This window comes from Kiloniella laminariae DSM 19542, assembly GCF_000374005.1.
In the GTDB taxonomy this organism is placed as follows: Bacteria; Pseudomonadota; Alphaproteobacteria; order Kiloniellales; family Kiloniellaceae; genus Kiloniella; species Kiloniella laminariae.
Window position 1 is genome coordinate 612,496 of the sequence record NZ_KB893134.1, and the last position, 24,163, is coordinate 636,658.

23 protein-coding genes, 1 tRNA gene and 1 riboswitch are annotated in these 24,163 nt (G+C 51.5%); of the genes, 14 read left to right on the plus strand and 10 right to left on the minus strand.

Features of this window, described 5'->3' with window-relative positions; translation table 11 throughout:
* Positions 1–4 precede the first annotated feature (4 nt).
* Together B152_RS0102955 and B152_RS22275 are read left to right on the plus strand one after the other, a co-directional pair.
* On the plus strand, positions 5–1,420 hold the full coding sequence (locus tag B152_RS0102955; RefSeq protein ID WP_020590890.1) for a dihydrolipoyl dehydrogenase family protein: 1,416 nt from the start codon (positions 5–7) through the stop codon (positions 1,418–1,420).
* 33 nt (positions 1,421–1,453) lie between these two features.
* Positions 1,454–2,878 (plus strand): sensor histidine kinase, encoded by a 1,425-nt coding sequence (locus B152_RS22275; protein ID WP_020590891.1) that lies wholly within the window; start codon positions 1,454–1,456, stop codon positions 2,876–2,878.
* Here B152_RS22275 and B152_RS0102965 read toward each other — a convergent pair.
* Both B152_RS0102965 and B152_RS0102970 read right to left on the minus strand, forming a co-directional pair.
* Positions 2,863–3,348 (minus strand): GNAT family N-acetyltransferase, encoded by a 486-nt coding sequence (locus tag B152_RS0102965; RefSeq protein ID WP_020590892.1) that lies wholly within the window; start codon positions 3,346–3,348, stop codon positions 2,863–2,865. The two genes, B152_RS22275 and B152_RS0102965, sit on opposite strands and share 16 nt — an antisense overlap.
* A gap of 23 nt (positions 3,349–3,371) precedes the next feature.
* Positions 3,372–4,577, minus strand: coding sequence for a class I SAM-dependent rRNA methyltransferase (locus B152_RS0102970; protein ID WP_020590893.1), 1,206 nt, complete (start codon positions 4,575–4,577; stop codon positions 3,372–3,374).
* Here B152_RS0102970 and B152_RS25935 point away from each other — a divergent pair.
* Together B152_RS25935 and panC are read left to right on the plus strand one after the other, a co-directional pair.
* Complete coding sequence (locus B152_RS25935; protein ID WP_157230785.1) at positions 4,564–4,818, plus strand: hypothetical protein; 255 nt, start codon at positions 4,564–4,566, stop codon at positions 4,816–4,818. The two genes, B152_RS0102970 and B152_RS25935, sit on opposite strands and share 14 nt — an antisense overlap.
* 35 nt (positions 4,819–4,853) lie before the next feature.
* A complete protein-coding gene (panC, locus tag B152_RS0102975) occupies positions 4,854–5,711 on the plus strand; it encodes a pantoate--beta-alanine ligase (protein ID WP_020590895.1) in 858 nt (285 codons plus the stop codon).
* Between the two features lie 30 nt (positions 5,712–5,741).
* Here panC and gpt read toward each other — a convergent pair whose 3' ends face one another.
* Both gpt and B152_RS0102985 read right to left on the minus strand, forming a co-directional pair.
* Positions 5,742–6,218, minus strand: coding sequence for a xanthine phosphoribosyltransferase (gpt, locus tag B152_RS0102980; RefSeq protein ID WP_020590896.1), 477 nt, complete (start codon positions 6,216–6,218; stop codon positions 5,742–5,744).
* Between the two features lie 122 nt (positions 6,219–6,340).
* Positions 6,341–7,096, minus strand: a complete 756-nt coding sequence (locus B152_RS0102985) for a TSUP family transporter (RefSeq protein WP_020590897.1) — start codon at positions 7,094–7,096, stop codon at positions 6,341–6,343.
* Between the two features lie 215 nt (positions 7,097–7,311).
* Here B152_RS0102985 and B152_RS0102990 point away from each other — a divergent pair, with 215 nt between their 5' ends.
* Complete coding sequence (locus tag B152_RS0102990) at positions 7,312–8,904, plus strand: gamma-glutamyltransferase family protein (RefSeq protein WP_020590898.1); 1,593 nt, start codon at positions 7,312–7,314, stop codon at positions 8,902–8,904.
* A 74-nt stretch (positions 8,905–8,978) separates the two neighbouring features.
* Here B152_RS0102990 and B152_RS0102995 read toward each other — a convergent pair whose 3' ends face one another.
* Positions 8,979–10,124: a hypothetical protein gene (locus B152_RS0102995; protein WP_020590899.1), complete on the minus strand. Its 1,146-nt coding sequence runs from the start codon at positions 10,122–10,124 to the stop codon at positions 8,979–8,981.
* 299 nt (positions 10,125–10,423) lie between these two features.
* On the opposite strand from B152_RS0102995, the gene B152_RS0103005 reads away from it, so the two are divergent.
* A tRNA-Arg gene (locus B152_RS0103005) sits at positions 10,424–10,500 on the plus strand.
* A gap of 114 nt (positions 10,501–10,614) precedes the next feature.
* Here the strand turns inward: B152_RS0103005 and B152_RS0103010 are convergent.
* The 3 genes from B152_RS0103010 to B152_RS22280 are packed head-to-tail and all read right to left on the minus strand — an operon-like array spanning position 10,615 to position 13,428.
* Positions 10,615–11,658, minus strand: coding sequence for a FecCD family ABC transporter permease (locus B152_RS0103010; RefSeq protein WP_020590900.1), 1,044 nt, complete (start codon positions 11,656–11,658; stop codon positions 10,615–10,617).
* Positions 11,659–11,675: 17 nt separating this feature from the next.
* The gene (locus B152_RS0103015; RefSeq protein WP_020590901.1) at positions 11,676–12,638 is read right to left on the minus strand and encodes an ABC transporter substrate-binding protein; all 963 of its coding nucleotides are present in this window, start codon (positions 12,636–12,638) and stop codon (positions 11,676–11,678) included.
* Positions 12,625–13,428: an ABC transporter ATP-binding protein gene (locus B152_RS22280; RefSeq protein WP_020590902.1), complete on the minus strand. Its 804-nt coding sequence runs from the start codon at positions 13,426–13,428 to the stop codon at positions 12,625–12,627. Before B152_RS22280 ends, B152_RS0103015 begins: the two co-directional genes overlap by 14 nt.
* A gap of 172 nt (positions 13,429–13,600) precedes the next feature.
* A riboswitch (cobalamin riboswitch) is annotated at positions 13,601–13,811 on the minus strand.
* A 203-nt stretch (positions 13,812–14,014) separates the two neighbouring features.
* On the opposite strand from B152_RS22280, the gene B152_RS22285 reads away from it, so the two are divergent.
* The gene (locus B152_RS22285; RefSeq protein ID WP_020590903.1) at positions 14,015–14,461 is read left to right on the plus strand and encodes a response regulator; all 447 of its coding nucleotides are present in this window, start codon (positions 14,015–14,017) and stop codon (positions 14,459–14,461) included.
* Positions 14,462–14,584: 123 nt separating this feature from the next.
* Entirely contained in the window at positions 14,585–15,676 is a 1,092-nt protein-coding gene (gene rfbB, locus B152_RS0103030) for a dTDP-glucose 4,6-dehydratase (RefSeq protein WP_020590904.1), read from the plus strand.
* 74 nt (positions 15,677–15,750) lie between these two features.
* On the opposite strand, the gene B152_RS0103035 is transcribed toward rfbB, so the two are convergent.
* On the minus strand, positions 15,751–16,149 hold the full coding sequence (locus tag B152_RS0103035; RefSeq protein WP_020590905.1) for a helix-turn-helix domain-containing protein: 399 nt from the start codon (positions 16,147–16,149) through the stop codon (positions 15,751–15,753).
* 497 nt (positions 16,150–16,646) lie between these two features.
* Between B152_RS0103035 and B152_RS0103045 the strand changes: the two genes are divergently transcribed.
* A complete protein-coding gene (locus B152_RS0103045) occupies positions 16,647–18,389 on the plus strand; it encodes a putative bifunctional diguanylate cyclase/phosphodiesterase (RefSeq protein ID WP_157230786.1) in 1,743 nt (580 codons plus the stop codon).
* A gap of 174 nt (positions 18,390–18,563) precedes the next feature.
* Here B152_RS0103045 and phaR read toward each other — a convergent pair whose 3' ends face one another.
* Positions 18,564–19,166, minus strand: coding sequence for a polyhydroxyalkanoate synthesis repressor PhaR (gene phaR, locus B152_RS0103050; protein ID WP_020590908.1), 603 nt, complete (start codon positions 19,164–19,166; stop codon positions 18,564–18,566).
* 291 nt (positions 19,167–19,457) lie between these two features.
* Here phaR and B152_RS25940 point away from each other — a divergent pair, with 291 nt between their 5' ends.
* From B152_RS25940 to B152_RS0103075, 5 genes are all read left to right on the plus strand, one after another.
* A complete protein-coding gene (locus tag B152_RS25940) occupies positions 19,458–19,880 on the plus strand; it encodes a hypothetical protein (RefSeq protein WP_020590909.1) in 423 nt (140 codons plus the stop codon).
* Positions 19,852–20,955 (plus strand): alpha/beta fold hydrolase, encoded by a 1,104-nt coding sequence (locus tag B152_RS22295; protein WP_020590910.1) that lies wholly within the window; start codon positions 19,852–19,854, stop codon positions 20,953–20,955. The genes B152_RS25940 and B152_RS22295 overlap by 29 nt, the downstream gene beginning before the upstream one ends.
* 222 nt (positions 20,956–21,177) lie before the next feature.
* Positions 21,178–22,353: an acetyl-CoA C-acetyltransferase gene (locus tag B152_RS0103060; protein WP_020590911.1), complete on the plus strand. Its 1,176-nt coding sequence runs from the start codon at positions 21,178–21,180 to the stop codon at positions 22,351–22,353.
* A 194-nt stretch (positions 22,354–22,547) separates the two neighbouring features.
* On the plus strand, positions 22,548–23,273 hold the full coding sequence (gene phbB, locus B152_RS0103070; protein WP_020590913.1) for an acetoacetyl-CoA reductase: 726 nt from the start codon (positions 22,548–22,550) through the stop codon (positions 23,271–23,273).
* A gap of 177 nt (positions 23,274–23,450) precedes the next feature.
* Positions 23,451–24,134 (plus strand): HAD family hydrolase, encoded by a 684-nt coding sequence (locus B152_RS0103075; RefSeq protein WP_020590914.1) that lies wholly within the window; start codon positions 23,451–23,453, stop codon positions 24,132–24,134.
* Positions 24,135–24,163: the final 29 nt, after the last annotated feature.

Consider the following 24,163-nt stretch of genomic DNA (forward strand, 5'->3'; position numbering starts at 1 on the left):
GAGCATGATTAAAACGGATATCTGCGTTATCGGTGGCGGTTCAGCGGGGTTGTCTGTTGCGGCTGGAGCAGTCCAGATGGGGGCAGTTACAGTTCTGGTCGAATCCGGGAAAATGGGCGGGGACTGCCTGAATTATGGCTGCGTTCCCTCAAAAGCACTGCTTGTTGCGGGTCGGGCGGCCAGAGCAGGCAAGAAAGCACAGGATTTTGGCGTTGAATATGAAGCCCCCAGGGTCAATTTTCGGGCTGTACACGATCATGTAAAAGCTGTCATTGCCGGGATAGAGCCTCACGATTCTGTCGAGCGCTTTGAGAAACTTGGAGTACGGGTTGTGCAAGGGCATGGCAGCTTTCTGGATCGAAAGCGCCTCCAGGTCGGAGATCAGGTGATCGAGGCCCGTCGTTTTGTTATCGCGACGGGGTCTCGGGCCATGATCCCGCCGATCGATGGGCTGGAGACTGTCCCCTATCTGACAAATGAAAGTGTATTTGACCTTACAGACCTGCCCAAAAAACTGATTATTGTCGGAGGCGGGCCTATCGGGTGCGAGCTTGGCCAGGCCTTTCGCAATCTGGGCAGTGAAGTCACACTCGTCGAAATGGCAACAATAATGCCCAAGGACGACCCGGATCTTGTCAAGGTTGTGCGGTCGCGTCTGCTTGCGGACGGTCTGGATGTTCGGGAAAAGACCAAGGTTATTACCGCCCGCAACGATAGCGGTAACGTGGTTCTGCAGGTTGAGCGGGAGGGACAGCGAGAGGATATCTCTGGCAGTCACTTGTTGCTGGCAGCGGGGCGGGTGCCAAATCTGGACCAGCTTAATCTGGAAGCTGCTGGCATCGCTTATGGTCGCGGCGGCATCACAGTTAGCCGGGGGCTGAAAACCAGCAATCGGAAGATTTATGCTGCAGGAGATGTGACGGGGGGCTATCAGTTCACTCATATGGCGGCCTATGATGCGGGGATCATTATTCGCAATGCTTTGTTCCGGCTTCCTGCCAGGGTGAATCACATTGCAGTTCCCTGGGTGACTTACACGGATCCCGAACTGGCCCAGGTTGGCCTGAGCGAGGTTCAGGCGCGGGAAAAGGGAGAGAGGCACCGTGTCTTGAGCTGGTCTTTTGCTGATAATGATCGGGCTCGGGCAGAGCGCCGGACAGAGGGGCTGATCAAGGTTGTGACAACACCCAAAGGTAACATACTGGGAGCATCGATTGTCGGGCTTCACGCGGGCGAGCTGATTCTCCCCTGGGGGCTCGCAATCTCAAAGGGTCTTAAAATTGGAGATATGGCGAGTGTCATTGCGCCTTACCCGAGCCTGTCAGAAGTAAGTAAACGTGTGGCCGGGAGCTATTTTACCGAGACCCTGTTCAGTGACCGGGTCCGAATGATTGTTCGTTTCCTCGCAAAATTCGGATGATAAGGCCTGATTGGGCTGTGGTATGATTTTCTTATGACCCCAAAACTGCACTTGCCCCCTTTTATTACCAGCCTGTCTGCCAAACTCCTTATTCTGACGACAATGTTTGTGCTTCTGGCCGAGATCCTTATTTTTGCACCGTCAATCGGGCGCTTCAGGTTCGTCTCGCTTCAGGAACAGCTGGCGGATGCCCATCTGGCAATCCTGGCCCTTGATGCGACAGACGACATGATGGTGAGTGAGGATCTGGAGAAGGAACTTCTCAGGCATGTGAATGCCCTCGCGGTCGCTCTGACACGTCCCGGGCAAGGCAAGCTGATGCTGATGGATGGTGCAGACGTTGTGGTTGATGCGACCTACGATTTGCGCGAAGAGAGCTTTTTTGGCCTGATCAGGGATGCTTTTGTTTCCTTGGGGCAGGATCGTCACCGAGTGTTGCGGATTATTGGCCCTTCACCGAAAGATCCGCGGGTTCTGGTCGAGGTCGTGATGAGCGAAACCAGACTTCGTATGGAGATGTTCGACTATTCCTGGCGTATTTTAGCACTTTCCCTTGGCATTGCCCTTATGACTGCGGCGCTGGTCTTCGTCAGTCTACACCGGTTGTTGGTCCAGCCCATGCGAAGAATTACCAGCAGTATGATCGTATTTCGGGACGCTCCTGAAGATGTCGGCAGGATCATTAAACCCTCTCGCAGAACGGATGAAGTTGGTGTTGCAGAACAGGAACTGGCTTCCATGCAGCAGTCGCTACAGGCCTCTCTGGGGCAAAAGAACCGGCTTGCGGCACTGGGCACTGCCGCGGCCAAAATCAATCATGATCTGCGTAATGGTCTTGCGACAGCACGTCTGATTTCTGATCGCCTGAAACGCAGTGACGATCCGGAGGTCCGGGAAGTTGCGCCAGTTTTGCTGGCGGCCATTGACCGGGCGGTACATATCTGTGGGCAGATGTTGAATTTCACCAAGGAAGGAGCGCCGCGACTCGATATTACTCACTTTGATTTACATGACCTCGCCGGCGAAGTTGTCGACACGATTTCTGCTGCTGAAAGTGTCAGTCTGCTGGTGCAAAACCATATCCCGCCGGGTATGGAAGTTTCGGGGGACTGGGAGCAGCTCTACAGAGTTTTTGAAAATCTCGCCCGGAATGCCGAACAGGCAGGGGCATCGGTCGTCGAGATTCGTCTGCAACAGGAGCCGGATTGTCTGATCGTAACGGTGGCAGACAATGGCCCGGGCGTGCCAGCGGAAATCCGGAGCAACCTTTTTAAGCCTTTCAAGGGCTCAACCCGGCAAAACGGATCTGGTCTGGGGCTGGCGATTACACGGGATCTGATGCGGGCCCATGGGGGAGACATATGGCTTGATGTTTCGGAGCTGGGGGGAGCCTGTTTCTGTCTTGAACTGCCGCTTGGGGACAGTGTAACGACGCGATCAGATCAGCTGTTCGGTTGATCAGAGTTCGTCTGAAGCTCGATATTCATCAGGAAATAGTGGGTTCTCTCTTCCATAAAACGGCTGGCGACCTGCCATCCCATGGCAGCGTAGACCTCGGGAGAAGAACTATAGAGAAACAGTCGCTGGTCGCCTCTTCTCCGGGAAAAGTCCATGACAGCATCAATCAGTGCCCGGGCAATCCCCTGACGCCGATATTCAGGCCGGACATAAAGTGCGGCCAGCCAGGGGCGGTAATGGGAAAACCCCGGATGATCACAGTCAATCAGCAAGGTTGTGCCAAGCGCTGTATCCCCGGAAAAGGCAACAAAGGCCTGTTCCGGGTTTTCAGGATCTGCAAGTTCCCTATAGGCATCGAGAATGTCAGCCGCGGATATTCCGCGTGCCTGCCCCCAGCTTTCGTGGTTCCAGCGGGCGCAGGTCTCTATGAAGCGGGGCTGGTTCCTCAGCAGGTCAATTTTTATAGCCATTGATCCAACCCTGCTGTCAGTACTCAATCCAGACTATAGAGCTGCAGCTTCAGATATTCAGACTCTGGCAGGAAGGGATGAACCGGATGATCCGGTCCGGCGCCGCGAGTATAGAGCAGGCGGGACTGACGCGTTGCATCAAGCAGGCCTTTGCGGACCTGTTCGGCAAAGTTCTCGATATCCATGTGGTGTGAACAGGACGCGATCACAAGATATCCGCCGGGGCTGACCAGCTGGGCAGCGAGGCGGGCGAGCTTTCGGTAGCCCTTGGCGCCTTGTTGCAGGTCTTTGCGGTTTTTGACAAAGGCTGGCGGGTCGACAATGACAAGATCAAAAGTTTTTTGTTCCTGTGCGAACTTTGCCAACTGGCTGAAGACCTCTGCCTTGATGAAATTACAGCGATCAAGCACACCGTTTTCTGTTGCAGCCATGGTTGCCAGATCCAGCGCGGACTGGCTGCGATCGACTGTTGTTACAGATTTTGCCCCTGCCAGCGCAGCCTGTACTGTAAAGCCGCCGGCAAAGGAATAACAATCCAAGACATCAGCATCGCGGGCGAATTGAGCAGCAAGAACCCGGTTGTCCCGCTGGTCAAAAAACCAGCCGGTTTTCTGACCATCCTGCAATTCGGCAAAGAAGGTCGCCTTGTGTTCAATGACCTTGATCGGGCCAGATAGTTCTCCTTTGACGACCTTGTCATAACACTCCAGACCCTCCTGCAGGCGTGAGGGAGTGTCGTTGCGGAGCAGAACGTTTGTCGGGGCAAGAACCCGATCGAGTGCGCTTAAGAGAGCAGGGAGAAGATTCTCAATGCCTGCGGTGTTAACCTGGAGAACCAGCGTGTCACCATAACGGTCGATAATGGTGCCGGGAATGCCATCTGCTTCTGCATGAATCAGGCGATAGAAGGGAGCCTCAAACAGCTTTTCGCGCAGCGACAGGGCCCGGGATAGAATGGCGGCAAAAAAATCCTCGTCGATGATCGCCTTGGCGTTGTTCGACAACAGCCGGGCAGAAATCAGCGGCAGACGATTATAGATGGCGGTGCCAAGGGACTGGCCGTCGTGAGCTTCGATGCGGACGACTGTTCCAGCCGGGAGTTCTTTTGTGCCGGGTGTGACCTCGATCTCGTTGGAAAATACCCAGGGGTAGCCGTTGAGCAATCGCCGTTGTGATTTTGGCTTCAGGCGGATTGTCGGGCGGAGTTTTAGATCAGTGGCAGAACTCATCACAGTACCTTTAACTGCTGTCTGTATGGATGCGCGCAGTCTAGCCATATCAGGGCCTGCTGCAAGCCTGACCTTGATTCGAAGGGCTTTAAAAGTATCAGCTTATGATTATCTTGTCTTTATTGCAGTGCAAAACGGCTTTGTCAGGTTCCCCCCAGACTTGAAAGATGCTTTGGATAAAGCTTGTCCAAATCCTGGATTGTCTGGCTGGAATGCCTTGTTTATAAAACCAGTCGCATGACTGGATCGTGAAACGGAAGTCCAAAGGGACAAGAAATGCAGATCGTTAAGACCCGAAAAGAACTGAAGAAACTTCTCGCCAGCTGGAAAGCGGCTGGAGAGGAACTTGGCGTTGTGATGACCATGGGGGCGCTTCATGCGGGACACCTGGGGCTGGTCGAGGCTGCAAGCAAAGATAATGACAAGGTCATCGCGACCATCTTTATAAATCCAAAACAGTTCGATAACAAAAATGATCTGGCAAGTTACCCTATTGATACCGATGAAGATTTAAGGAAATTGAAGCAGGCTGGTGTCGATGCCGTTTACCTGCCCCAGGCAGGTGAGATGTACCCCGAAGGGTACAGCACAACAGTTTCTGTCGCCGCGATGCAGGACTGTCTTTGTGGTGCGACACGTCCGGGGCATATGGATGGTGTGACCACTGTGGTAACAAAGCTCCTGATCCAGATTTCACCCGACCGGGCCTATTTTGGCCAAAAGGATTTCCAGCAGTATCTTCTGATCCAGCGGGTTGTCCGTGATCTTGATCTGCCTGTGGATATTATTGGCGTGCCGACCTACCGCGAAGAAGGTCGTCTGGCGATGTCTTCCCGCAATCGCCGGCTGAATGAAGCCCAGCGGAAAATTGCACCGACGCTGTTTCAGGTCCAGAACACGATTCGTGATCTGGTTCTGCAGGGCGAGTCTGTCGATCATGTGCTGGAATGGGGAGAGAAGGTTATTCTTGAGGCCGGATTCGACAAGATCGATTATCTGGAACTGCGCTCAGAAGAAAATCTTACTCTGATAAGCGAGACAGCAACCCGCGAGGCTGTAATGGGCAGCCGGATTTTTGTCGCGGCATGGCTCGGCACTACGCGGCTGATCGATAATCTTTCAATCAGCCGGTAAGGCAGAACCAACAATCGCAAAGGACCCGGATTAGCCCCGGCTGCGAATCAACGGTGGAACAGTTTGCAAGCCAAGGTCCCAGGGGAAATAGATCCAGGTGTCCTGGCTGACCTCTGTGATGAAGCTGTCAACAATCGGACGCCCTTCGGGCTTGGCATAAATTGTAGCAAAGTGTGCATGAGGCATCAGTTCGCGCACTGCGCGGGCAGTTTTACCTGTGTCGACCAGATCATCGATGATGAGCCAGCCTTCGCTTTCAGTTGGCGGTGCTTTGAGAACCTGGAGGTCACCACGTTTGTTGTCTTCGCTGTAGCTTACGATACAGACGGTATCGATCAGACGAATATCAAGTTCACGGGCAATGATTGCTGCTGGTACCAGGCCGCCACGGGTGATGGCGAGGACACCCTTGAAAGGCCCCTTTTCCATCAGGCGCCATGCGAGGGCCTTGGCGTCGCGATGCAGCTGTTCCCAGGATACAGGAAATGTTTTTGGCTCTTCAGACACAGTTCTCGACTCCGGTTTTGGATGATGCGGGAATAAAGCAGAACTGACGGGAATTCTCAACCTCTAGAACAAAATGCGGTTGAGAAAGAGGAATCCCTTTGGGTCAGTCCGATATGACGGGATCAGTGTAGCAGGGGCCCGGCGATAGATGAAACCGAACTTATTGCAAGGATACCAAAGGCTATGGATCGCAGGCGTTCAGTCGAAAAAGCATGGCCGATCTTGACGCCAAGATGTGACCCCAAAGCGATCAGGGGAGAAAAAGCCAGGCCATAAAACATCGGCGTCAGGATTTCATCACCGAGAACGAGGTAAAGCACGACAGCATTGACGGGAACGGTGGTCAGGAAGCTGGCAAAAAGAAAGCTCCGGATCTGTCTATTGGTCCATTCATGCGCCATAACCCAGAGAACAATCGGCGGGCCGCCAACCGCAATCATTCCGGCGATAAAGCCACTGGCGGAAAAGGCAAGCCAGGTCCAGAAGGCGTGGAGATTTTGCTGGGGGGCAGGCCGAATGATGATCTGGGTCAGGACGATCAGGAAGATCAGAGCGCCAACGAGTTGCTCGATTTGGGATTTGTCGATTGTTGAAGTGAGATATCCCAGTGCGATAATTCCCAGGGGAAGGGTAATGTAGCGAATCGCAGTTCCTTTTATCAGGGGGGGATACTGGATATGATCTCGCAGCTTGATAACACCAACAAGCAACTGGGCGAGGCCGGATGTGAGAAGCAGCGGCACAGAGGTTGTCAGCTCCAGTCCGAGCAGCGTCAGAAAGGTTAGGGCAAAAAGGCCAAAAGCAAAGCCGACTGCCCCTTGAATCAGGCTGGCAATAAAGAGAATCAGGGCAATGGCGGGGAGAAGCTCTGGCGGCACAGTTGTCAATCCGGTCAAATAAATCAGGCGCTATACTTCTCTCGCGCTTTCGAGGTGGTCAAGCCTAGATTGGGTGAGGCAGATCTGTGTATACTGCAGACCTTCGCCTGCCCGGGAGCTCATGGGGTTTCCGAAAAATCAAAGAATTTGTCCGTTGTTCCTGATCCGCTCCCCAGTGGGGCGAGCAGAGTCGTATTTTTCAATAGGAGAGCCTCATGCTCAACACACCTCAGTCTTACCGGGGGATGGTTACCTCGCCACATCATCTGGCTTCACAAACAGGTCTGGCCGTTCTTCGTGATGGCGGGAATGCGATTGAGGCGGCTGTTGCGATGGCGGCTACCATTGCTGTGGTCTATCCCCACATGACGGGGATAGGGGGCGATGCTTTCTGGCTAGTGCATGAACCGGGCCAGACACCTTTTGCGCTCGAGGCCTGTGGTCGTGCCGGTGGCAAAGCGGAGCCGGAGTTCTTTCGTAAAAGAGGTCATCAGGCGATGCCGCAGGTTGGCGCCCTTTCAGCCAACACGGTTGCGGGAACAGTTGGCGGGTGGCAGGCAGCACTGGCTGTTTCGGAACAATGGGACGGCAAGCTATCTCTGGGACGATTGCTTGAGGAAGCGATCTATTATGCCGAGGAAGGGTTTAGCCTGACATCCGGGCATGTCGCGGCCTTGCATAAAAGAAAGCCGTTACTTGCTGAGCAACCGGGATTTGCTGCTGGATACCTTAAAGAGAAGGGAGAAATTCCTGAAGTTGGTGCCTGTCAGAAACAAGCGGCTCTGGCCGTGACCTTGCGGCGTCTGAGAGATGCCGGACTGGACGATTATTACCAGGGAGAGATTGCAAAAAGGATTTGCGCGGACCTTGCCCGACTGGATTCCCCGGTTGAACTGACTGATTACCAAGGTTTTCAGGCGAGCCGTGTAACACCTCTTAGCAGCGAGCTCTCCTGCGGTACAATCTATAACCTTCCTCCACCGACGCAGGGGCTGACATCCTTGATGATTCTTTCTCTCTTTGATCGAATGGCGGTTAAGGAAGCCGAGGGATTTGATTTTCTGCATGGTATGGTTGAAGCCACCAAGCAGGCGCACCTTGTTCGAGATCGTGAACTTGCGGATCCGGCCCGGATGGCGCGAAAGGCGGAAAGTTATCTGAGTGAGGCAGCCTTGCGGGAAAACCTGTCCGCGATTGACCGGAAAAAGGCACGGCCCTGGCCTGTTGATGCGCAATCGGGAGATACAATCTGGCTTGGCGTTGTTGACAGGCAGGGGCGGGCTGTCAGCCTGATCCAGAGTACCTACAAGGCGTTTGGTTCTGGTGTGGTTTTACCCGAGACCGGGATCATCCAGCAGAACAGGGGCAGCAGCTTTGTTCTGGAGGAAGATAGTCCCCGCTGTATCGGACCGGGGCGTTTGCCGTTCCATACATTGAATCCTGCGATGGCTGTCCTTAACGATGGTCGGGTCATGACCTATGGCTGTATGGGAGGGGACGGGCAGCCCCAGACCCAGGCAGCTCTCTTCAGCCGCTATGCGCTTTATGGGCAGGGATTGCAGGCTGCTGTAACGGCCCCACGCTGGTTTGTCGGACGATGCGAGAAAGCGGATTTCGCTGAACTGAGGCTTGAGGGACGCTTCCCGGAAGCTGTACTGCAACAGATGCGTGAGGCCGGGCATCAGCTGGATATACTGGAGGAGTTTTCTTCCGAGATGGGACATGCAGGTGCAATTGTCTTGCATCCTGACGGACGAATGGAAGGGGCAACAGATCCACGGAGCGATGGGGCTGTTGCTGGGTTCTGAGATCCGGCGGTGTGTTTTGAGATAAAAAAAGCGGTACAGAAAATCTGTACCGCTTTTTTGATTTCTTGCCGAAACTAGCGAACGTAAACGTGCACTTCAGGAACCTGCGCACCAGGATTACTGGTGGAGGAAAGGGTGACATGCGATGCTGGCAATCCGAGTTTGGTCAGCGAGCGCAAGACATCTTCACCGTATTTACGTGACTTGCTTGTCGCCAGTGCGATCTCGGCTGAGTTTCCACGTGCCGGGGCAACAGTGACCAGATCGAAGGCTGCGTTTGAGCGGCGCTCCAGTGTCTGGCTTACGGCAGTAAAGAGAGCCTGCTCGTAATTCACGTTTGGCTGATCAAAACGAATGATTGCCAGCGGTGGCTGTCTGCCGACAAGGCCAGCTCCCCCACTTGGTGGAGGCGGAACCGGAACGCCGAAAGTCCGGCTGCTCAGGCTGCTGCCGATGAACTCACCGTTATCAACGGCAACCTGTAGCGCAGTTAGATTTGAGCGCTCGGCCGAGAAGTAGTTCTGTGTCCGGGCAACATCTTCTGTAAGCTCGTTCATCAGGCGGTCGAGAATAACCACAGTCTGGTTGGCTTCGTCTTCGAGAACAGCCAGCTGAAGATGATCTTCATCCAGCGCGCCGCGCAGCTCGTAGGTGGCTCGCGCCGAATCCAGAACAAAAGCGGCCAAGGCAGAAGTTGACCCTGCTTCGTTCGCCAGACTGTTCAGACTGGTGATGCTGGTGCCGACATGTTCCAGTTCCTGCTGCGCCTGATTCCAGCTGTTCACCATCTGCGGGTTGCCCGGCGTGGTGCCAATCTGGAGACGGGTGTTCATCGCCGCGATAATGGAATGGTATGTTCCAGCACTGCTCCGGGCGTTGTTCCGCTGTGTCTGCAGGGTTGTATTATGATGGATCAGACGGGCCTGCAGGCGAGAAAGGTCGCTACGCAACTCTTCTACTTTTTTGCCTACATGCGTTCCTGTCGGCTGACCCGGTGTGACACCGGGAGCCTCGAAGACCGTCGAGCCAAGCAGAGGCAGTCCGGAAACCCCAGGGGTTACCGTATCTGGTACGACAGGAGCACCTGCCGTAACACCATCCTCAGGAGTACCTTCGCCCACGACCGATGGCCACAGGGCTTCTTCGGTGAAGGAGCATCCGCTTAAAAATACAACCGTAGCCAGAACGGATACGGTATTACGCAAAACAGAGGATTTCATGGATCCCATTGAAAAGTCCGCACTGTTGATCGTGGTCAGTCTCTATACCCCGGGAATAGCCGAAAATAAGACAAAAAGGTAGAAAAGAAGACCAACCCCCCAAAATACTAAGGGCAGATACTACTTGAAGGGAGTCGGAGGGACAAGGGTTTTCCCATCTTTTCCACTCGATGGAATAGCGCCGGGGAGACGGAGCAAAAAAAAATCAGTCAGGAGTGATTTAGTGCTTGCGTACCTCAGTAAGCCGGAGTAAGTTCCGCCTCGTTTTCAGGGGATTGAAACCTTGAAGACAACTTGATGCACCCGTAGCTCAATTGGATAGAGCACTTGACTACGAATCAAGAGGTTTCAGGTTCGAGTCCTGACGGGTGCACCACTCTCAAAAAAGCCTGGCCTAAAGCCAGGCTTTTTGCGTATCTGATCTTCCGTCTTTATCTAGCTATTTAACAGGCTTCTGTTTGAACCCGGGATTCGCCTTTAGGGCCAAGAGTCAATTTTGGCGCTTGAGTAACAGCCCGACAAAAAACACCCCTCCGAAGGCCGCGGTGATGATACCAATCGGCAATTCCTGGGGCGAGAGCAGCATGCGGGCGAGAACATCGACCCAGACAAGGAAGATGGCGCCAATTCCGGCACAGAGTGGCAGGACGCGCCGGTTGTCTGATCCAAAAATCTGGCGAACGATGTGGGGAATCATCAAGCCGACAAAGCCGATTGCGCCACTCAGGGCCACGATAATGCCGGTTATTACAGCACAGCAGGTGAAAAGGTAAAGCCGATGCCTTTTTACATCAATCCCCAGCGTAAGGGCTGATTCTTCGCCCGTCATGAGGGCGTTGAGTACGCGGGCTTGTAGCAGGAGATAGGAAAAGCCGCCGATAAAAAACAGGGCGGGAATCCAGAGTTGGCTCCAGCGCGCCATCCCCAGACCGCCCAGCATCCAGAATACGACGGAGTGGGCCGCGCGTTGATCGCCCTGGAAAATCATGAAATTTGTCAGGGACATAAGGATAAAAGAAACAGATATGCCAGCAAGAATCAGGCGATCAGACGTAAGCTGACTGTCACGGCTGCTAAGCAGCGCGACAAGCAAGAGAGAGCAGAGAGCTCCGATAAAAGCTGCTATGGGCAAGCTATAGAGACCGGCAAAAGACCCGAGATGGACAATAACGGTGACAGCCCCGAGTGCCGCCCCGGAAGAAACTCCAAAAAGATAGGGGTCTGCAAGGGGGTTTCGGGTGGTCGCCTGCAACACGGCACCGACGGTCGCAAGGCCCGCGCCGACAATGACCCCAAGCAAAACTCTGGGAAACCTGATGTCCCAGATAATATTGGCCTGACCTTTGCTCCAGTTTGTTTCCAGCAGATCAGGGAAGATCTGCTGGAAAGCAATCTGCCAGACTTTTTCAAGAGGCACGGAAACCGGCCCGACAGCCACAGCGACAGTCATGCTGAGCAAGAGAAGGATGCTCAGGGGCAGGAAAATAATCCCGAGCGATTTGTGGCGCAGTTTGTGATCTGGTCTGTCGGACATGAGAGGCTCGGTTTATCTTAGTTGATCAGCTCGGGGTGGAGAGCCCTGGCCAGTTTCCGGATGGCGGAAATGTTATTCGGCCCCGGGGTGATCTCTGTGTAATTGAGGACAAGAAATTTGTCGTTTGCGATGGCTTTGACATCTTTCAGGGGGGGGAATTTTTTGAGGAATTCCCGGCTTTTCTCCCAGGAGTTATCGGCGTAACCAACCAGAATAATGAATTCCGGATTGCGTTCGACAATGCTTTCCCAGCCAACGCTGCCCCAGCTTGTTTCGACATCATCCATAATATTCTGCCCGCCTGCAGCTTCGATCAGGGCCGTTGGCATGCCGAACTTCCCGGCGGTAAGGGGCTTTTCTTCACCGCTGTCGAACAGAAATACTGTCACAGGAGCAGCTGAAGAGAGATTCCGGGTGATGCTGTCGATATCCGTTTTGTATTGCTCGACCAGGGCCCGGGCTTTTTCTTCTACGCCGAAAATTTTTCCAATACTGAGGGTATCCTGATAAAGGACGTCAAGGCTGGCCCGGGGACGGGTCTTGTCGATGTGGATACAGGATTCGGTCAGTTCATAAACCGGGATGTCATATTCAGCGAGGGTTTGCGGGGTGATGTCGCCACCGGGGTTCATACCGTAATACCAGCCCGCAAAAAAGAAATCGGGATCGACACCGAGCAGGGTTTCCAGATTGGGGTTCTTGGGGGCAAGTTCGGGAATATTACCGCGTTGCTTGTCAAATTCTGCTGTGGATTTGTACCAGCCACTGATGCCGGTCACGCCAACCATCTTTTCCTGAAGGTCGAGACTGAACATGATTTCGCTGATATTCATGTCGTGGCTCACAGCCCGGGATGGTGCCTGCTCAAAGGTGATCTGTCGGCCACAGCTTTCGACAGTAACCGGAAAACCAGAGGCATTGGCGAGAGAGACGCAGCCGAAAGTGGCTGCCGCAATCGTGGCGAGACTAATGTACTTCATAAACTGTTCTTTCCGTGTGATTGAAGCGCGGATGATTGAAAGTGATGCGTGGGTGGCCTCTGGCCGGGTGTTGGTCTACGAGGCTGTCGATGCCGTAGAGGGCCTGTATCAGCTTGTTGGTCAGAAGTGTTTCAGGTGTGCCCCGGGCGATGAGCTGTCCATTTTGCATGGCATAGATTTTTTCACAGAATGTCGCGGCCAGGTTCAGGTCATGCAGAACCAGTAGCACGGTGATTCCCAAAGACTTTACCAGTTCGAGAATTTCGTATTGTTGCAGAATATCCAGATGATTTGTCGGCTCGTCCATCAATAGGATTTTGGGAGTCTGTGAGAGGGAGCGGGCAATCAATGCCCGTTGTTTTTCCCCACCGGAGAGGGTTGAGAAGGCTCTGTCTTCCAGATGTGTGATACCTGTACGGGCCAGACTTTCTCGTGCCAGTGCGAGATCTTCTTTCCTGTTGCCCCCAAAAGTCGGTTTGTGGGGAATGCGCCCGAGTAATACTGTCTCCAGGACCGTCAAGCCGAGGTCGCTGGTCTGGCTTTGCAGAACAACCGCGAGGTTTCTGGCAAGGGCTCTGCGGGTGAAGCGGTGGCTTTCCTGCCCATTGAGCAAAACGCGTCCGTTACCGGGTAAAACCGCGCCGTAAATACAGCGCAACAAACTGGATTTTCCACAGCCGTTCGGACCGATAATGCCGGTAACCTGGCCGGCCTTTGCGGTCAGGCTCATATTTTTTAAAATCTGCTTCTTGTTCTGGAAGAGATCTAGATTTTCAATGCGGAGTTCCATCGGGTCGATTCTGTCATAATAAATATGTTATGATATAACATATCATATTTTTAATTGAGCAAAGCAACCACCTTTGCCAAAGCAAAATGGGATTGCGAATAAAAAATAGGGACAGCTAAGTCGGTCGTATACAGGCCATGTTCTTCACCTTTCGGGCACCCCGCCCTGGTTGTTGGTTACATAGGACATGGCAGGTCTCCTGGCTTGCAGCTTATTCATCACATGCCGCCTTCCCGGAAAACCAGTGGCGAAAGGCATGGACTAACTGCTTACAGTTGCGGGGGCAGCCACAGTTAGAATCCCCTAATGGGTAAACTCCTCTGTGTTCCCTTTTAATCTCCATCGTGTTTCACGACGCGAGAACCATCCCGTAACATAATATGTTCTGGATTGATTGTGCAAGACTGTCATCCGTTAGATTGACAGAGAGATACTGGTGCCGCAAAAAAGTGATAAGTTACTTTTGGTCATTTGTATTTAACCACTCTTGGGCTATACCAAGTTACTCAAACCGAGCGAATCAAGCCGGGAAACGGCCTAATAGTCGTGTGGTGTTCTTTATGTGCTGCGGAAAGTGTAAACAAGAGTGTCTGGTTATGATCTCTCTGCCCTGAATGTTATGGTGATTGATGATAATGTGCATATGCTGCGTATTGTTAAGACCATTTTTCATGCGATGGCGATTTCGCGGGTTCGCTACTTAAGCAATGCAAAGGATGCCTATGCAGAACTGCGCAGGGCACAGCCTGATATTATTATCACCGATTGGGAGATGAAGCCGGTTAATGGTCTGGAGTTTACCCGCCAGCTTCGTAGCAAAGGAGGGTATTATAGCCGGGTGCCGATTATCCTGCTGACCGGACATACCGAATATGAACGGGTGATGGAGGCGATACAGTCTGGCGTGAGTGATGTTCTGGCCAAACCGGTTTCTATTGAAATTCTCTATCGGCGACTTTGCCGTATCGTGGATATCTCTGCGGTGTCCGGGGCGGATGATGACAACGATGATGAATATATTGATATTGGCTGAGCAACACACCCGAAGGCCGTGCCCATGAGCAATCTGTTGACCTGATCCGGATATTGCCGGACATTAATTTCTAGATTTCTTCCAGATTGTTCCCGGGAATAAGGATCAGGCTAGAGTGATAGAATGGCGCTAAACAAAAGATTTTGGCAGAAGAAAAGCGTCCTGGTCACCGGTGGGGCAGGGTTTATAGGTTCCGAAATTGTCCGGCAGTTGCAATCTGTTCCGGATATTCGGATTACCATTCTGGACAAGATGACCTATGCCGCTGATCTGCAGCGAATTAGCGGCTTGGGCCAAAAAGAATTGCCATTGTCTGTCTCTGTTGAGAAAGCCGCTCTCGAGGATGCGGCTGCCGTTCAGAAAATTCTGGAACGTATCAACCCGGATTATATCTTGCACTGTGCTGCAGAAAGCCATGTGGACCGGTCCATTGAAGGGCCCTCGAATTTTCTGGAAAGTAATGTCGTCGGTACATTCAACCTGCTTCAGGCCGCGCTGCGGTTATGGGAGGGCAGAGGAAAAGATAGCTCTTTCAGGCTTTTGCACATTTCCACTGATGAAGTTTATGGCTCGCTTGGTGAAGAAGGAGTGTTTTCGGAAGAGAGCCCTTATGATCCCCGTTCTCCCTATGCGGCAACCAAGGCAGCATCTGATCATCTGGTGCGTGCCTGGTGCCATACCTACGGACTGCCCGTTTTATTGACGAACTGCGGTAATAACTATGGGCACTGGCAGTTTCCCGAGAAACTCATTCCCCTGATGATTTTAAAATCCCTGAAAGGGGAGCCTCTGCCTCTTTATGGGTCCGGTAGGCAGATTCGTGAATGGATTCATGTTTCTGACCATGTACGTGCCTTATTGGCTGTGCTTGAAAAAGGGCAGATCGGGGAGACTTATTTGATCGGCAGCGGAGCCGAACTGGAAAATCGAACCGTTGTCGAGAAGATCTGTCGGCTTATGGACCAATTTCGTCCTGAACAGGGGCCGCATGCCCGTTTGATAACACATGTTGCTGACCGCCCGGGGCATGATAAACGTTATGCTCTGGACGCAGGTAAAGTCAGACGGGAAACGTCCTGGCAGCCAGAGATCTTTTTTGATGATGGATTATCGGCCACAGTCAGCTGGTATCTGGAGCAAGAACAGTGGTGGAAAGAATTGGAGCGGGGAGGATATGCTGGAGCCCGCCTTGGACTGAGGGGCTCCGCGATATAAGGATGGGAGGGAAGTGCCCGGTTCCTGATAACATCTTTTAATAACAAGTGTTTTTGGTGTGTTCTCTAGCTGCTTTAAGCTGCGCCAACTTCGGTTTTTTCCTGTTCAGACAAGACGCGGCAAAGTGTGCTGATGGCATCTTGATGCTTCTCGTTTCTAATCCGGGTGAAGTTACGGGCAAGATCAAGACACATGCGCTGTCTCTCGTTCATAATCTCTCCAGACGTATCCAGCTCTTCATAGAAGAAATTTATTTCAACTCCCAGAACCTGGGCTATCTCAAAGAGGCGTCCGGCTGATACGCGGTTGATCCCTCTTTCGTACTTGTGGGCCTGCTGGTAGGTGACGCCGATAAGATCGGCCAGCTGCTGCTGTGTCAGCCCTAGCATGGTTCTGCGTTCTCGTATCCGTTGTCCTACATGGCGTTCGATATGATGTGTTTTCGAAGAATCTCTGTTCACATTTGTCACCAATCACACTAACCCTTCCTGGGTAATGAATTTCAGCTGTAAGTTTCATTCTTTTTTTGTGTGAAATAAAGGGTTTTATCAGTTATTTCAATAGAAGTTTAAAAAAAATTGCCTGAATATTTTCATTGTTTTGAAATAAAGGCCGTTAATTTTTTGTTTACCAATATTAACGAACATTTTCTTCTTCATCCTTCATCGCGTTACAAGACAAAGTCTTTCGGTCAATTTCGCCTTTTCGGTTATTTTACAATATTGATTTATTTACTGTTTACGACTTGTGCTGTTCTGAGTTTGAATTTATATAAGCAATCGTTTTTATATCGTTTCGGTTGTGGAGAACTGCCAACTGGCTTTGTCGCCAATAGAGGGTGATGCAACCATTTAATTTGACAGGATTCAGGTTTCGTTAAGGGATTGAAGCCTATTCTTGGTATTGAAATCTAAGGTGGAAATGCTTTGTCATTTCTGGTTTTTCGCTTCAGGTAGGAGTATGAAAGACCGTGCAACGGTCCCCTCGCAAAGATAACGCTCTAGCTCAACTTGACCAGATGGCTGCCGCATTGGATGCCTCTGGAGATGTCATGTACGAATGGGACTTGGCAACTGATAGTTTAGTGTGGCTCGGTCGTTCCTCATCACTTTTTGGTCTGGATGACAAGGTTGTTCCTGTCTCGGGAGAGACATATCACAACCGGATCAATCCTGAGGACCTGCCTGCACGCATGCGCAATCTCACGGATCACTTTGCCGGAGAGGCCTATTACGATTGCGAATACAGGGTGCGTGACGGTAGCGGTAATTTTCAGTGGGTACATGATCGCGGTGCAGTCGAAGTTTCAACAACCGGGGCACCGACACGTCTGACCGGAGTCTTGCGCCCGGTAACCATCCGTAAGCAGGCCGAGGCCCGGCTGGAATATCTGGCGAGTTATGATGAGCTTTCCGGCCATTTTAACAAATTGAGACTGCGTGAATCACTTGATTTCTCGCTAGAACAATCCATCCGCTACAAATACGAAGGCGCTTTTCTTGCTGTCGGGGTCGATCATCTGGGGATGATTAATACCGCTTACGGGTTTGAAGCTGGAGACAGCATCCTTGTCGAGGTCGGGGAGCGACTGGATAAATGTATCCGTGGTGCTGATATTGTTGGCCGGTTGGGTGGTGATCGTTTCGGAGTGATCATGAGTGTGGCCTCGAACGAGGAAGCTGACGCAATCGCGGATCGTATTTTGCAGACAGTTCGCGAAACGCCGTTTGAGGTAAACGAGCAGCGGATCTATGTCACAGTTTCCATTGGACAGGTTTTCTTTCCCGAGCAGACAAAAACCAGTTTTGATGCTTTTGCCAAGGCCGAAAGCGCTTTGCTGGGGGCAAAGTCTAACGGTAGGGACTGCGTAAAACCTTACAAACTGACGATTGAACAATGCGAAAACTACCGAACAAGTATGGTTATCGGCGAAGAGGTGAAGCTGGCTCTTAAAGAAGATCGCCTCGCTTTGGCATATCAGCCGATCGTCAATGCTGATACACACGAGATGGTTTTGGTCGAGGCCTTGTTGCGAATGTACGACCGCAACGGAGATATTGTCCCTGCGGGAGTGTTCATTCCGGTTGTTGAGCAGTTGGGAATGATGCGGGTCATTGATCGTCGGGTTCTTGAGCTTGCCCTTCAGGACCTGGCTGCTAATCCTGATATTACCATGGCCTTGAATATCTCTGGTTTAACGGCTTCGGATCGAGGCTGGCTCCGGGCGCTTTCGTCCAGGGTAAAAGCCAGGCCAGATCTGGCTGAGCGGTTGATTGTGGAGATTACAGAAACAGCAGCTCTTCATGATCTGGAGGAATCCGCACGTTTCGTTTCTTCTGTGCGTCAGTTGGGTTGTAAGGTTGCAATTGATGATTTCGGGGCGGGTTATACGACCTTCCGTCATCTCAAAACCCTGACGGTTGATATTATCAAGATCGATGGATCATTCATTTCGGGTATTCTTGAGAATGAAGAAAACCAGATTTTTGTACGTAACCTGTTGAGCCTGGCGAAGGCACTTAATCATACAACAATTGCAGAGTTTGTTGAAACGGCTGAAGAAGCCGAGTTCCTTGCACGTGAAGGGGTAGACCTCTTGCAAGGATATCATTTCGGGAAACCGGAAATCTCGCCGGACTGGCTGGAAAAAAACAGCAAACAAAGTGAGCTGAAAGTTGTCTCTGCTCAAGGGAAGGCAGCGATACCTGCCTGATTGGGAGGTGCGGTTCAGCTCTGTCGGACGGCTGTTCTCCCCGGGCTCACTTAACCCGGAATCTGTTTAAGAATATAGCGCCTGTCAGGCCTTGCTGTTCAAAATACCTGCAAGGCCCTCACCACAGGAAGCTGTGTGAAGGCCTTGGAAATTTCATTCTTTGGTATGAAAGTATTATTTGGTCTGATTTTTACTCAGGGCGTCGAGCTGTCTTTGCAACTGTTCCATCTGGGTTTTCAGATCATTCAGACCGTTCCCTTCGGTTTTCTTTGCCGTATCAGAAGTCGAATCAGTCTTTGTTGCTGCGGCGGATGCTATTGGCGAGAACATACGCATGGCATTTTCAAAAAGAGCCATGTTCTGTTTATTCATGTCGTCGAGATTGCCAAAAGGGAAAATACCACCAAAGGTTTCCTGCATTGACTGGCGCATCTTGTCCTGATTTTCCGAAAATCCGTCCATCATGTGTTCAAGATACCGGGGGACCACCCACTGCATGGAATCGCCATAGAGACTAATAAGCTGACGAAGGAAGGTAATGGGGAGCAAATTTTGCCCCTTGGCTTCTTCTTCGACAATTATCTGTGTCAGAACAGAACGGGTAATGTCATTCCCTGATTTGGCATCGTATACGACAAAATCCACATCCTCTTTCACCATCTGGCAAAGGTGGTCAAGTGTCACATAACTGCTGGTCGCGGTGTTGTAGAGCCTTCTGTTCGCATATTTTTTTATAACGATCGGGTCGTCGGTTTTTTCTGTTTTTGAGGTCGCCAAGTTCCTCACCTCCAATGCTTTTTCTTCCACCTGCCGAATAGCTCAGCAGGTGCGACGGTGATTGTGCACTGCTACCAAATATTGCTGCGCTGCGATGGGGTCTGTCAATGAAGAGCGTGTAAAAGCTTCAAAAAAATTGTGTTTTGTTTACTATTCTTCTTCATTGCCCCTGCGAAAATCATCCTAACTGTGCCACACTGCCAGGGGTAAGGAAACATTTGAGGCTATTGGGCGCCAGATGCTGGAGCCAAGTCAGAAAAAAGCTGCAGGTAAAAACCACTGGGATATGATGTGACTGACGAAAAAGATGTTGATGCTGTGGCCGAACGGTTTCTTGACTGGTGGATAGACAATCTCTCGGTCCAAAGTGAAACATATCTTGAGACCCTTTCTGGTAACAGTCCCGAATTCATGGGGCAGTACAGGCAGTGGCATGAATTTTACCATAGCCTGATCAAGAATGATCCCACAGAAAATCCAGTCGGGTTTGCCTGTCAGTATCCTGATTTCCCAAGTTCCGGTTCTTTCAAAGAAGGTATAGAGAAAAATGAAGCAGGGGAAAGAGCGCCAGAATATGCCGATACCTCTGCCTCTGCACATGATGTCAGCGTTGATGAGCTTGCAGAGCTCAAAGCTCGGCTTGCTGATCTCGCAGAGCAAATTGCCCGACTTGAACATTCTCCAGATGCCAGAAGACCTGGAAAAGGAAATTAAAGGGGTTCTGTCGTCGACAGATTTACTTGCTTTCCCCGCGGCTTTGGAGCGTGCAATTTTTACCCGTTACCAAGGCTTTCTTCAGGGGGTAACGTTATATCAGAATTCAGGCTATCACCGTTCACTCGAACCAAAGCCTGTTGTCTGGTCGAAAGGCGCTGCGCGCTTGCTTGATTATGGTACGACCGAAAACGCTCTTCCACTTCTGGTGATCCCTTCTCTGGTAAACCGTTTTTACATTCTGGATCTCAAAGCAGATAACAGTTTTCTGCGTTGGCTGGCAGAGCAAGGGTTTCGTCCTTTTGTCATGGATTGGGGGGAGCCGGGACCTGCTGAAAAGGATTTTGGTCTGGATGACTATATCGGAAACTATCTGAGTGATGCCCTGGATACTGTGAGGAAAATCACAGAAGTTTCTCCTGCGGTTCTCGGTTATTGCATGGGGGGGACACTTGCTGTTGCACTCGCTCGATTGCATCCGGACAAGGTATCCGCCGCGGTTTTTATGGCGAGCCCCTGGGATTTTCACGAAGGACAGGCAGAGGGAGGTGTTGCCAGATTGCGAGCGGAGGCTCTCGTCGGGCTGCTTCCTCTGGTAAAACTACAAAAACAGCTTCCCAGTGAAATTTTGCAAAGCCTGTTCGCTTCGCTGGACCAGACGCTGTCTCTGCGGAAATTCAGTGCGTTTAACCAGATGGAAAATCACAGCCGGGCGGCCGAGAATTTTGTCGCGCTGGAGGATTGGCTGAATGATGGTGTTCCTTTAACGGAGAAAGTTGCTGAGGAATGTTTGCGTGACTGGTATGGGGAAAATATAACGGGGAGAGGCGACTGGACAATCCAAAGACAAAAAATCCGGCCTGATGAACTCGGGGTTCCGGCACTTTCGATTGTGTCTTTGAAAGACAGGATTGTTCCGGCAGCATCGTCGATGGCCCTGGCAAAAGACCTCCCTGATTCGGAAACTATCCAAACCTCTTTGGGGCATATCGGAATGACGGTTAGCGGCGCTGCACAATCAAAAATATGGGAACCAGTTGCTGAGTGGCTTTGTTCGAAAATGAAAAATAAGTAATAATATTGCAATATATCGACATTTTTGTAATTATTATGTCAAAAATCTTTAATATTGGCTTGATTTTCGTTCAGCAAGCTAGTTATGGTTCTTGAGGTTATTTTGCGATGCAGCATGGTGTTGGGGCGAGTTGGCGAGTCAGGAGTGTGCTTTCTTTAAGAGTCCCCGAGATTATCGAGCATTAAAATGTAAAATATTTGTCTTATCTGAAAGGTAGCTGTGATGTCTGGAGTAGTTATTGCGGGGGCTGTCAGAACCCCGATTGGTTCTTTTGGTGGGGCCCTCTCATCTGTATCGGCTACCGAGCTGGGGACCTTGGTGATCAAGGAGGCTTTGCTGCGGGCAGGTGTGTCTCCCGCGGATGTTGACGAAGTTATTCTCGGTCAGATTTTATCTGCGGGTGAAGGTCAGAATCCGGCCCGCCAGGCGGCTCTTGCTGCAGGAATACCAGCCGAAAAAACTGCCTATCTGATTAACCAGATCTGTGGCTCCGGTTTGCGTAGCGTGGCATTGGGATATCAATCCATTGCCCTTGGAGATGCTGATATCGTTGTCGCTGGCGGCCAGGAAAATATGAGCTTGGCGCCCCATGTTGCGCACCTGCGGAACGGGACTAAAATGGGTGATGTCAGCTTCATTGATACCATGATCAAAGATGGTCTCTGGTGTGCCATGAACGGCTATCACATGGGAACAACAGCGGAAAACATTGCCCGCAAGTTTGATGTTTCACGAGAAGACCAGGATGCTTTTGCTCTGGCATCCCAGCAAAAAGCTGTTGCGGCGATGGAAGCGGGCCGTTTCAAGGACGAAATTGTACCTGTTACGGTGAAGTCTCGCCGTGGAGATACTGTTGTCGATACCGATGAGTACCCGAAACGGGACGCAACGGCTGAAGGACTTGCCAAGTTGCGTCCGGCCTTTGATCGGGAAGGTTCCGTGACGGCAGGGAATGCGTCGGGGATTAATGATGGTGCAGCAGCTGTCGTTCTGATGTCAGAAGAAGCTGCCCAGGCACGCGGCGTGAAGCCGTTGGCGCGTATTGTTTCCTGGGCGACGGCAGGGGTGGATCCGGCCATTATGGGAACTGGTCCTATTCCCGCCAGCCGGAAAGCCCTAAATAAAGCAGGATGGGATATCAAGGATCTTGATCTTGTAGAAGCGAACGAAGCCTTTGCAGCCCAGGCGCTGGCCGTGAACCGGGAACTGGGCTGGAACAGTGATATTGTCAATGTAAACGGTGGTGCGATTGCCTTGGGGCATCCGATTGGCGCATCGGGCGCAAGGGTTCTTGTTACCCTTTTACACGAGATGGAAAAACGCGACGCGAAGAAGGGACTGGCCACGCTCTGTATCGGCGGTGGTCAGGGAATAGCTCTTTGCGTCGAGCGAGGCTGAACAGATGGGAAACCGGGCGATGAATAAAGATAACAACATCATCATCGACCCGGACTCTTCCGAAATGGGCTGCCTTTTATCGAAGGCGGCCTTTTTTGTATCTGAATCCGAGACTTCGTCCCTGATATTCGGATTCAGCTGCAGAACCAATAGGGGTCAGGCCCTGTGAGACAAAATAAAGAAAGGAAAATATAATGTCTCGAGTAGCGCTTGTTACAGGTGGAACCAGAGGTATCGGTGCGGCCATTTCCATAGCTCTGAAAAATGCAGGCTATAACGTTGCCGCGAGTTATGCGGGCAATGATCAGGCGGCAAAGACGTTTTCCGAGGCAAATGGTATCGCCGTTTTCAAATGGGATGTTGGTGATTTTGAAGCCTGCCGTGCCGGTATTGAAACTGTAGAGCAGCAGGTCGGGCCAATTGATGTTCTTGTAAACAACGCGGGCATAACCCGGGATGGGACCCTGCACAAGATGGCGTTGGATCAATGGCGGGATGTGATCAGCACCAATCTTGATTCCCTGTTCAATATGACGCGCAATGTCATCGAAGGGATGCGGGAACGCGGCTTTGGCCGGATCATCAGTATTTCTTCTATCAATGGGCAAAAAGGGCAATTTGGCCAAGCCAACTATGCGGCAGCCAAAGCTGGTGTGATCGGTTTTACCAAGTCAATTGCCCTTGAAAATGCCAGCAAGGGGATCACAGCGAATGTTGTGGCACCGGGCTATATCGGGACAGAAATGGTTCGAGCGGTTCCGGCAGAAGTGCTTAACAGCAAAATTATTCCGCAGATTCCGGTTGGCCGCCTTGGGGAGCCGGACGAAATCGCCGAATGTGTTCTCTTTCTTGCTTCTGATAAAGCAGGGTTTATGACGGGCTCGACCCTGACAGCCAACGGTGGTCAGTATATGGATTAGGTCTGGATATGATCTGGCAAGGCAGGATTAATCTTTGCCTGTTATATCAGGTTTTACTGAGAACGTTCGCGGCTCCCCCTCTAATGAGCCGCGAACGTTTTTTATTGCGACCAGCTGCCCGACTTCTTAAACCTTGATTGCCTTAATTTATCGTTTCCCTGTGGAGTACCAAAGACCATGTCATCTTATCCCGAACTGATTATTTTTGATTGTGATGGTGTTCTGGTTGATAGCGAGGTGCTTTCATCCCGGGTGGTTTCCGAGACACTTGGGCGCTATGGAATAAGTATTACCCCCGATGAAACCGCTGCCAGGTTTTCCGGATTTACAGATGAAGCTATTGGCCATTTTTTTGCTGCTGAGTCCCGACCCAAAATTCCTGAAAACTTTGCTTCAATCGTTGAAGAGGCAACAATCTCCTGTTTTCCAGACGAGCTGAAGTCTCTGCCGTATATCCGGGAAACACTTGCCAGCTTGCCATGCCTTTTTTGTGTGGCATCGAACAGCCGGACGAAACGGCTGGATCTGGCGCTGGCGGCAACCGGGCTTGACCGTTTTTTTGCACCGGAATGTCGTTTCAGCTCATCTCTTGTTAAAAACCCCAAACCGGCCCCGGAGTTACATTTACTCGCCTGTCAACAGATGGGAGTGGTGCCGGAGCGGGCACTGGTCATCGAGGATACTTCCACAGGGGTAACGGCAGCGGTTGCGGCAGGTATTCCTGTTTTGGGATATATCGGTGCCTCGCATATTACAGATACGCCGCGTCAGAAAAAAGCGTTGCTGGATGCAGGGGTTTTTGCCGTATTTGAAGATATGCGCCAATTGCAAAGCATGGTGATGGATTATGCTGCGGTATAACCTGTTGCCTTGACTTGTTTTGGCATGCT

Coding starts and splice junctions, on each gene's coding strand:
- B152_RS0103060 (WP_020590911.1), top strand. CDS start 21,178: ATGTCTGGAGTAGTTATTGCGGGGGCTGTCAGAACCCCGATTGGTTCT.
- B152_RS0102970 (WP_020590893.1), bottom strand. CDS start 4,577: ATGAGTTCTGCCACTGATCTAAAACTCCGCCCGACAATCCGCCTGAAG.
- B152_RS0102990 (WP_020590898.1), top strand. CDS start 7,312: ATGCTCAACACACCTCAGTCTTACCGGGGGATGGTTACCTCGCCACAT.
- rfbB (WP_020590904.1), top strand. CDS start 14,585: ATGGCGCTAAACAAAAGATTTTGGCAGAAGAAAAGCGTCCTGGTCACC.
- B152_RS0103015 (WP_020590901.1), bottom strand. CDS start 12,638: ATGAAGTACATTAGTCTCGCCACGATTGCGGCAGCCACTTTCGGCTGC.
- B152_RS0102965 (WP_020590892.1), bottom strand. CDS start 3,348: ATGGCTATAAAAATTGACCTGCTGAGGAACCAGCCCCGCTTCATAGAG.
- panC (WP_020590895.1), top strand. CDS start 4,854: ATGCAGATCGTTAAGACCCGAAAAGAACTGAAGAAACTTCTCGCCAGC.
- phbB (WP_020590913.1), top strand. CDS start 22,548: ATGTCTCGAGTAGCGCTTGTTACAGGTGGAACCAGAGGTATCGGTGCG.
- B152_RS0102955 (WP_020590890.1), top strand. CDS start 5: ATGATTAAAACGGATATCTGCGTTATCGGTGGCGGTTCAGCGGGGTTG.
- B152_RS0102995 (WP_020590899.1), bottom strand. CDS start 10,124: ATGAAATCCTCTGTTTTGCGTAATACCGTATCCGTTCTGGCTACGGTT.
- B152_RS0103010 (WP_020590900.1), bottom strand. CDS start 11,658: ATGTCCGACAGACCAGATCACAAACTGCGCCACAAATCGCTCGGGATT.
- B152_RS22280 (WP_020590902.1), bottom strand. CDS start 13,428: ATGGAACTCCGCATTGAAAATCTAGATCTCTTCCAGAACAAGAAGCAG.
- B152_RS22275 (WP_020590891.1), top strand. CDS start 1,454: ATGACCCCAAAACTGCACTTGCCCCCTTTTATTACCAGCCTGTCTGCC.
- B152_RS22295 (WP_020590910.1), top strand. CDS start 19,852: ATGCCAGAAGACCTGGAAAAGGAAATTAAAGGGGTTCTGTCGTCGACA.
- B152_RS0103075 (WP_020590914.1), top strand. CDS start 23,451: ATGTCATCTTATCCCGAACTGATTATTTTTGATTGTGATGGTGTTCTG.